General features: G+C 61.1%; 2 protein-coding genes and 2 pseudogenes. 2 read left to right on the top strand and 2 right to left on the bottom strand.

The genetic code is table 11. From position 1 onward, the window contains the following. Positions 1-224, bottom strand: a pseudogene (locus ABSG20_RS30890) (signal protein PDZ); the annotation flags it as partial. Positions 225-537: 313 nt separating this feature from the next. Further along, positions 538-1,995, bottom strand: coding sequence for an aspartate ammonia-lyase (aspA, locus tag ABSG20_RS30885; RefSeq protein ID WP_423868243.1), 1,458 nt, complete (start codon positions 1,993-1,995; stop codon positions 538-540). Positions 1,996-2,159: 164 nt separating this feature from the next. Between aspA and serA the strand changes: the two genes are divergently transcribed. Both serA and ABSG20_RS30875 read left to right on the top strand, forming a co-directional pair. Continuing rightward, positions 2,160-3,416: a phosphoglycerate dehydrogenase gene (gene serA / locus ABSG20_RS30880; RefSeq protein ID WP_423868242.1), complete on the top strand. Its 1,257-nt coding sequence runs from the start codon at positions 2,160-2,162 to the stop codon at positions 3,414-3,416. Positions 3,417-3,460: 44 nt separating this feature from the next. Then, a pseudogene (locus ABSG20_RS30875) lies at positions 3,461-4,336 on the top strand (hypothetical protein); the annotation flags it as partial.

Genomic DNA, 4,336 nt, shown 5'->3' with positions numbered 1-4,336 from the left:
TCGGCCTCGGTGATCAGATAGCCGATCGTCAGCACCAGGCCATCGTCGATCAGAACGCCGTTGCCGGCGCGCTCGGTACCCAGCGTCTCCGCGCTGAAGGCGTCGGCGGGGATGATCGAATGTAGGCCGACCACCGAGGAGAGCACGCGATCCAGATCGAAACTGTAGTCGGCCACGCGGGGCTGATACGCTTGTGGCACTTTCCATTCAGTCAAAGAGGGCATACAGGCTCTCCTGTTCAGTCGGCTCAGGTTAACGCGAGTGGATGGCTTGCTTCAAACTCCGCCGCCGGTCCGAGTACCGGTCGCAACGCAATTTACCACCAATGTCAGAATACGCGCCATGTCTGTAAGCTGACGCGTCTCAAGTCTATCCCTTGGACATATGGCCATTCGCGTCGGAACCCGCCCCCACGGCAAAGGTGATGGCCACACACCTCAAAATATATGGCTGCTCGGCAGGCCCTGGCAAGGATCGATCACGGCAGGGCGGAAAGGTCTCAATGGGCGGCCGCGAAGCCGTCTACAGTCGCCGCCCTCACTCAATCCGCCCCGGCGCCGGTCCCGCCGCCTCCGTCTTCGCCGACGCGAACCCTGTCCCGAACGACCGCGGCTTGGTCAGTACCTCCGGCTGCAGGATCTGGTCGAGTTGTTCCCTGGTCAAGAGCTTCTTTTCCAGCACCAGATCGTAGACGCTGTGACCGCTGAGCAGCGCCTCGCGGGCGATCTCGGTGGCGTTGGCGTAGCCGATATAGGGATTGAGCGCGGTGACGATGCCGATCGAACGTTCGACGCCGCGGCGCATGTGCTCGCGATTGGCGGTGATGCCGCTGACGCAGCGGCCGGCCAGCGTCAGGCAGCCGGTGGTGAGATGAGTAACGCTCTTGAACAGGCTGTGGGCGATGATCGGTTCGAAGGCATTGAGCTGCAATTGCCCCGCCTCGGCCGCGAACGAGACCGTGACGTCGTTGCCGATCACCTCGAAGGCGATCTGGTTGACGACCTCGGGAATGACCGGATTGACCTTGCCCGGCATGATGCTGGAGCCGGCCTGCATCGGCGGCAGGTTGATCTCGCCGAGGCCCACGCGCGGCCCCGACGACAATAGCCGCAGATCGTTGCAGGTCTTCGACAGCTTTACCGCGACCCGCTTCAGCACCCCGGAGAGCTGGACAAAACTGCCGCAGTCCTGGGTCGCCTCGATCAGGTTGGAGGCGGTGACAACCGGAATGCCGGTGAGAGTGCGCAAATGCCGGCAGACCAGAGCCGCATAATCCGGATGGGAATTGATGCCGGTGCCAATCGCGGTCGCGCCCATGTTGATTTCGCAGATCAGCGCGACTGCCTCCCTCAGCCGCTGCTGGTCCTCGCCCAGCATCACGGCATAGGTTGAAAATTCCTGCCCGAGCGTCATCGGCACGGCATCCTGCAACTGGGTGCGGCCCATCTTGATGATGTCCTTGAACTCCTCCGATTTGGTCTCGAACGCCCGGCGCAACACCGCCATGGCCTCGACCAGCCGCATGATGCCGGTATAGCCTGCGAGCTTGAGTGCCGTCGGGTAGACGTCGTTGGTGCTCTGGCTCATATTGACGTGCTCGTTGGGATGCAAAAACGCATAGTCGCCCTTGGCGCGGCCCAATAATTCCAGCGCGCGGTTGGCGATGACCTCGTTGGCATTCATATTGGTCGAGGTACCCGCCCCGCCCTGGATGACGTCAACCACGAATTCGCCATGCAGTGCCCCGGCCCTGATTTCCTCCGCGGCGGCGACGATGGCATCAGTGCGCACGCGATCCAACAGCCCGAGTTCCGCGTTGCTCTTCGCCGCCGCCAGCTTTATCGAGGCCAGCGCCGCGATCAGGTCGGGATAGACCGAGATCGGGGTGCCGCTGATCGGAAAATTCTCCACCGCGCGCAGCGTGTGGACGCCATAATAGGCCTCGGCTGGAACATCCCGGTCGCCGAGCAGATCATGTTCGCGTCGCGTGTTCATTAAAAGCCCCCTTCCCCGGATTATTACCGGGTTCTCGATAAGATCAGGAACCCGGCGATTTTCCAAGTCATGAAATGCTCTGGATCAAATGTCCGCCAAAAGAGGCAGGGCAATTCAAGCCGCCTGTTCCTATATAAACGCCTCTCGCATCGAACGGAGTCCACATGCCAGGCCAGATTTCATCCAGCAAAGCAGCGGCCAAGACCCTCTTGCTTGAGGGCGTCAATGACAGCGCCGTCGAGCTGTTGGTCAACGCCGGCTTTGCGAACATAGAGCGCCTTGCCACGGCACTGGATGCGGGTGCGTTGCGCGAGGCTGTCAAGGGTGTTGAACTGCTTGGCATCCGTTCCCGTACCCGGCTCACGGGCGAACTATTTTCCGCCGCCCATGATCTGGTCGTTGTCGGATGCTTCAGCGTGGGAACAAACCAGGTCGACCTCGACGCCGCCCGCCAGCGCGGCATTCCCGTTTTCAACGCGCCGTTCTCCAATACGCGCAGCGTCGCCGAGCTTGTGATCGGCGAAATCGTGATGCTGCTTCGACGTATTTTCCCGCGATCGGTCGCAGCTCACGAAGGCGGATGGGATAAATCGGCGACCGGCAGCCACGAGGTCCGCGGCCGCACGCTCGGCATCATCGGCTACGGCAACATCGGATCGCAACTCTCGACGCTTGCCGAAGCGATGGGCATGAGGGTGATTTACTTCGACCGTACCGACAAGCTCCGACACGGCAACACCGAGCCGGTCGGCAGCCTTGCCGAGCTTCTGTCGCAGAGCGACATCGTCAGCCTGCATGTTCCGGAGACGCCCGAAACTCACGGCATGGTCGGAGAGACCGAACTACGGGCGATGAAACCGGGCGCCTGTCTGATCAATAACAGCCGCGGTACCGTGGTCGACCTTTCGGCTTTGGCTGGCGCGCTTCGCGACGGTCATCTGGCCGGCGCCGCCGTCGATGTCTTTCCGGTCGAGCCGTCCTCGAATTCCGATCGCTTTGCAAGTCCCTTGCAGGGCCTGAAAAATGTCATCCTGACCCCTCACATCGGCGGCTCGACCGAACAGGCGCAGGATCGGATCGGAACCGAAGTCGCGCGCAAGTTGATCGACTATTTCGACAACGGCTCGACGACGGGCGCAGTCAACTTCCCGCAAGTCCAGCTGCCGGCGCGCGCGCTCGGCGTGCGATTCAGTCACGTTCACCGCAACGTGCCGGGCATGTTGCGGCGACTGAACGAAGTTTTTCTGCAGCGTGACATCAATATCGTTGCGCAGTACCTGGAAACCGATCGGGAGGTTGGCTACGTCGTGCTCGATGCCGACCTGCCCGGCCATACCGGTTACGAAATTCTTAATGAAATTCGCGCTCTCGACGGCACCATCAGGGCCCGGCTCATCTACGAACATGAGAGCAAACCTTAGCGGCGATCCTCTTAAACCTGAACGAAACCAATAGAGCGGAGGACTTGTGGTCCAGAATCAGCATCGCGGCGGGAATGTTCATAGGTAGAAATACGGAGAAACGCCCCCAGTCCGAAGATGGCCCCGGTCGCATCTCGGCCAGCTGGGCGACTGCGGCGCTGATCGCCGTCGCTTGCGCTGCGCTGATCGGGTTGGAGGCCTCCCATATCATCCAGCAGCGTGGCGATGTCCTGGCCGATGGTCGAAAGGATACGACCAATCTTGCCGGCTCTCTCATCCGGCACGCGGAACTGACGTTTCGAGTCGCCGACACGCTGCTGAGCGGGGCTGTGGAAAGGCTCGAGCATGATGGCCTTGATCCGCAAGGACGCGAGCGCCTGAAATCCTGGTTCCAGCAGGAAGCAAGCCATTCATCGCAGTTCCTCGGCTTTACGATCCTCGACCGCGACGGCGCGACGTTCGTCGACTGGCTTGGCCATACTGCAAATTCGGGTTACTCCGGCCGCGACTATTTCATCTACCACCAGACCCATGCCGATCGCGACATTCGCATCGGCGCCCCGATATACGGCCGCGTCACCCAGGGCTGGCTGATCCCGGTGACGCGCCGATTTGATCGCGCCGACGGCTCCTTTGGCGGTGTCGTTGTTGCCGCTATCAATCCAAAGTATTTTCAAGATTTCTACGACCGGCTTCAAATCGGGGAGAACGGTGCGATTGTGCTGGCGTTGCCGAGCGGGGAATTGCTGGTACGACGGCCGTTCGCCGAATCCAATATCGGCGGGGACTTTTCGCAGAGCGGTATATTCGGTCGATTGCAGCAATCGCCGCTCGGGACCGCCGAAATCACCGCGTCGACCGACGGCGTCACGCGCATCGACAGCTATGAACTGGGACAGTCCTATCCGGTCGTCATCGCG

The organism is Bradyrhizobium sp. (assembly GCF_049512235.1).
Taxonomy (GTDB): domain Bacteria; phylum Pseudomonadota; class Alphaproteobacteria; order Rhizobiales; family Xanthobacteraceae; genus Bradyrhizobium.
This window is presented reverse-complemented; position numbering and strand designations above follow the sequence as displayed.